General features: G+C 58.8%; 4 protein-coding genes. All 4 read right to left on the reverse strand.

Annotated elements, in window-relative coordinates; all coding sequences use genetic code 11:
• Window positions 1-576, reverse strand: a 576-nt coding sequence (locus tag ACIQ2E_RS12960) for an NAD-dependent epimerase/dehydratase family protein (protein WP_398331274.1), incomplete at its 3' end; no start/stop codon positions are given.
• Entirely contained in the window at window positions 573-1,595 is a 1,023-nt protein-coding gene (locus tag ACIQ2E_RS12965; RefSeq protein WP_398331277.1) for an NAD-dependent epimerase/dehydratase family protein, read from the reverse strand. The genes ACIQ2E_RS12965 and ACIQ2E_RS12960, both read right to left, overlap by 4 nt.
• Entirely contained in the window at window positions 1,595-3,085 is a 1,491-nt protein-coding gene (locus tag ACIQ2E_RS12970) for a PfkB family carbohydrate kinase (RefSeq protein ID WP_398331280.1), read from the reverse strand. The genes ACIQ2E_RS12965 and ACIQ2E_RS12970 overlap by 1 nt, the downstream gene beginning before the upstream one ends.
• Window positions 3,082-4,058 (reverse strand): zinc-binding dehydrogenase (locus ACIQ2E_RS12975; RefSeq protein WP_398331283.1); only part of this gene is annotated, 977 nt, incomplete at its 5' end. The genes ACIQ2E_RS12970 and ACIQ2E_RS12975, both read right to left, overlap by 4 nt.

Genomic DNA, 4,058 nt, shown 5'->3' on the forward strand with positions numbered 1-4,058 from the left:
GGTGATTCGGCCATTCTTGAGGGCCTGATAACTGAGCATGTTCACGCTCACATCTAGGCGCATCCTCGGTGAAAGCCCGCATACGGTCGCCGGGCGAATGCAGTGCACCTGCATTCGGTCGGCGTACGAGAGGAACACGCGTTCGGCCACCATCTTGGTTTTGTTATAGACCGAGATCGGCACCAAAGTGAGCTCTTCAGTCACCTTGGGCTCGTCCTTCACCCCATAGACGCTTCCGGAGCTGGCGAAGATGAACTGCTTCACTCCGGCTCGCACCGCTCGATCAGCAAGTTGCTGGCCGGCGAGCACATTCACCTCCCAGCTAAGTGTGGGGTTGAGCTCAACGGCTGGATCATTGGCAATGTTCGCCAAGTGGATCACTGCTTGTACGCCCGTGAGGGGTATTACATCCGTATCGCGGATATCGAGTTTGAGATTAGTGAGCTTTGGGTGTTCTGGCAGATGGTTGCCAAACCATTGGGTGTCGACGCTGACCACCTCATGGCCATCGTCCAAAAGAAGCGGAACCAGCACGGAGCCTTTGTAGCCGCAGCCGCCGGTGACGAGTATTTTCATGCCTTGTGCTGATAGGTCCAGGGAAGGGTTTTCAGTTGTTCTAGGTTGGTATCAACCCAGCTCAGCGTGTCGGCCAGCCCATCGGTGAGGTTCACCTTATCGCTCCAGCCAAAATTCTCACGCATCGCGGTGCTGTCGAGCAGGTAGCTCTGATCTTTGCCAAGGCGTTCGCCACTGTCTTCAACCACCGAGTCGAATTTGATGCCGCATTGCTCACAGATTCTCTCAACCAGAGTTCGGATGCTGATCGCCTCGCGGGTCGATAAATGCCAGGTGCTTCCTGGTTTTGCTTCAAGTGCCAACTGCAGAGTGGCCCGAACCACATCCTGGATGTGGATAAAGGAGCGCTCGGAATGGCCGCCTCCGTGCAACTGCATGGGCTTGCCTGTGCGCGCGCTGAGCATGGCCCTAGGGATAATGCGGTAGAGTTGTTGACCTGGTCCGTAGACGTTAGCCGCTCTGGTAAAAACCACTGGAAAGTCGTAGGACTTCTGGAAGCTCAGGAGGTGTAGGTCGCAAGCAGCACGGCTCACCGCGTAGGGCGTGCTGGGAGCGAAGTGATTGTGTTCTTGGATCCAGCCACCATCGGTGCTTCCGTACACCTCTGGGGTCGTGACGTGTACGTATTTCCTGATGAACTTCTTCTGTCGTAGGGCATCATGCAACGCAACCTGGGACACCACATTGGTTTGGTACCAGTGAGTGGGATTGAGCCAGCTCTCGGCCACCATGCCCTGGGCAGCGAAGTTCACGACCAGGCTGGGCTGCACGCGATCGATGAGAGTGATCAAGTCATTCAAATGGCGATTGAGGTCAATGGCTTGGAACTCGAAATTGTCTGCCGTGGCTAGAAGCTGACCCGTAGTTGTGTCCGGCCAGCGGTATGGCAGAAATATCTCCTCAGGCTCAGGCGACCTGCTCATCCCCCACACCTGGTGGCCAGCGCGCAGCGCCTCAGCGACGAAGTGTGAGCCGCTGAAGCTGTTGCTCCCGATGACCAGAACCTTCTCTGATGTCATCAGGGCAGAACCTCCTGAAGGCCGTTGCGCAGCGCCTCGCTAGGGATCGGTGTGTTGCCCATGGTTTCTACGGCTAGCGACGCCATTAAGCAGGCTATGGCGGCAGTGGGCATCATCGGCTGGCCGCTGGCTAAACCCGTTGCCATCACTGCAAGCACGGAATCACCGGCTCCAGCCACATCGAGGGGATTCACGCTTAGGGCTGGGAAGGGCTGGTTCACGATCTTGCCATCCGCGAAGCGGTCGTAGACGATGAAACCCTCTGCAGCCAGCTTCACCACCAGTCGTTCGCAGCGGCTTTGTTCCAGCAGCTTCTGGCTAAGCCTCTCGAGGCCAGTGTCCTTGTCCTGCAGAGCCAGGCGTAGTTCCCGCTCATTCGGGCAGAGCAGTGAGAAATTCTGGAAACGGGTGATCGACCCCACCTGGCTGCTGCACTGGAGGTCTCCGAAGAGCATCAGGCCATGGCGCTCGGCTAATTGCTGCACTGACTCCAGCACTCGCGGGGTCACCACTCCGTAGACGAAGTCAGACACCACAATTCCTTGGCAGTGAGCTGCGAGGCTTTCAAGCTGTGCAATCACTTGCTCTTCGATTGCATGGTCAATGTCGTGCTGCTCAAGGCGGCTGACGCGGAATAGTTTCTGGTTCTCCACCACATAGCGTTTCTTGAACGTGGTCGGTCGCGATGGATCACGAACGAGGCCATCGCCGATGTCCTGGGCTTTGAGTTCCTGCTGAACCAGATCGGCAGTGCTGTCGTTGCCAACGACCGACACAAGATCGCAACGAGCTCCCAGAGCCCGCACGTGGGCAGCCACAACGGCCGCAGCACCGATGAAGTTGCGCCGTGCCAGCTCGCGCACCACCACCACCGGCGCCTCTGCACTCATGCCGATGGCCTCACAAGCTGCGTATTGATCCACGATCGTGTCGCCTAAAACAATCAGGCGTGTATCACGCCATGTCTCCATCGAAGCGAGAAGGTCGCGACGCCTGAGCCCCTGGCGGCGGCAGGCTTCCTTGAATTGGTCACGGCGGCGCTGCCTCAGATCCCGCTCCGAGCTGTTGAGCAGGTCGGTGTTGGCGTAGGTGACTTCACCTGCATGGAACTGCACGCTGCCGCCTTGGGTCTTCAGCAGCATTAGAGGCTCTTTCATTCGCTCCGAACCCTCCAGTTCGGTCCCGACTACCAACGTCGAGGGCGTGAGGCGGCGAATGGCTTCCTCGAGCTCATCGGATTGCAGGAGGAGGATTGCATCAACAAGTCCAAGTAGAATCAGGGCCTCAGCCCGCTCCTCTTGGCGGAAGGGATAGGGGCTTGGCTGATCGGATGGGCCATCACCCACAAGGGCCACCACGAGATCAGGACCCAGCTCGCGGGCATGACGCAGATAGCGAATGTGGCCAGGGTGGATGGTGCTGAAGTGCCCGTAGGCCAGCACGCAGCCTTTCCGTTCTGCTCCCTGTTGTAGTGAGATCAGTTCTGTCACAGCTTGATCATCACTCGGCCTGCTGTGGCTCCATCTCGCATGGCGCTGATGGCTGCATTGATCTCTTCGAGTGGAAATTTGGCGCTCACGATACGATCCAGCTGCAGGCTGCCCCGCTCAAGCAGTCGTAGATACCGGGGAATGTCGCGATCAGGCTGGCATTCCCCACCCTGGGAGCCGCTCAGCACCTTTCCGAAATGAAGCGGCAGTGAGTAGACGCTGAGGTTCTGCCCCAGCCGCGGTACCCCAACCAGGATCACCCGCCCCTCGCGCTGGCTGAGCTGGTAACCCATCTCGATCACGGCGGGCACGCCGGTGTTGTCGATGAACACATCCAGCGGCTGATCGGCCAATGCCTGCTTGATCAGCTCTGCGGCGTCACCTTTCGCGCTGTTGATGGTGTGGGTGGCCCCCAGTCGCTGGGCCAGCTTCAGCCGGCTGTCGTGCAGATCCACTGCGATGATCGGTGAGGCCGATATAAGTGCCGCTGCCTGGATGATGTTTAGGCCGATGCCTCCGGCCCCGAACACCACCACCGATTCGCCCATCCGCAGCCGAGCATTGTTTTCGACAACACCGAATCCGGTTGTTATGGCACAGCCAAACAGGGCCGCCGCTTCCGGATCGGTTCCTGTTGGCACCTTTGTACAACGGTTCTCACTCACCACCGCGTGGCGGTTGAAGGTGGTCACCCAACCGGCATTAAGAGGTTGGCCGCGCCATAGGTACTTGGGGGGATCCGCCTGGATGCCGGCACCGGGTCGCCAGTGCAGGACGACGCTGTCGCCCGGTTTCACGTTCTTCACACCGGGGCCTACCTCCAGCACGACGGCGAAGCCTTCGTGACCCATCAGGTGTGGGAGGAAGCGGTCTGGGCCCTTCACCCCATCGATTTCGCCAAGCTGGGAGCCGCATATCCCACTCACTTTCAATTCCACCAGAACTTGACCCACCTCTAATTGGTTGGGCAGCT

The sequence above is a fragment of the Vulcanococcus sp. genome (genome assembly GCF_044369115.1).
Lineage (GTDB): Bacteria > Cyanobacteriota > Cyanobacteriia > PCC-6307 > Cyanobiaceae > Vulcanococcus.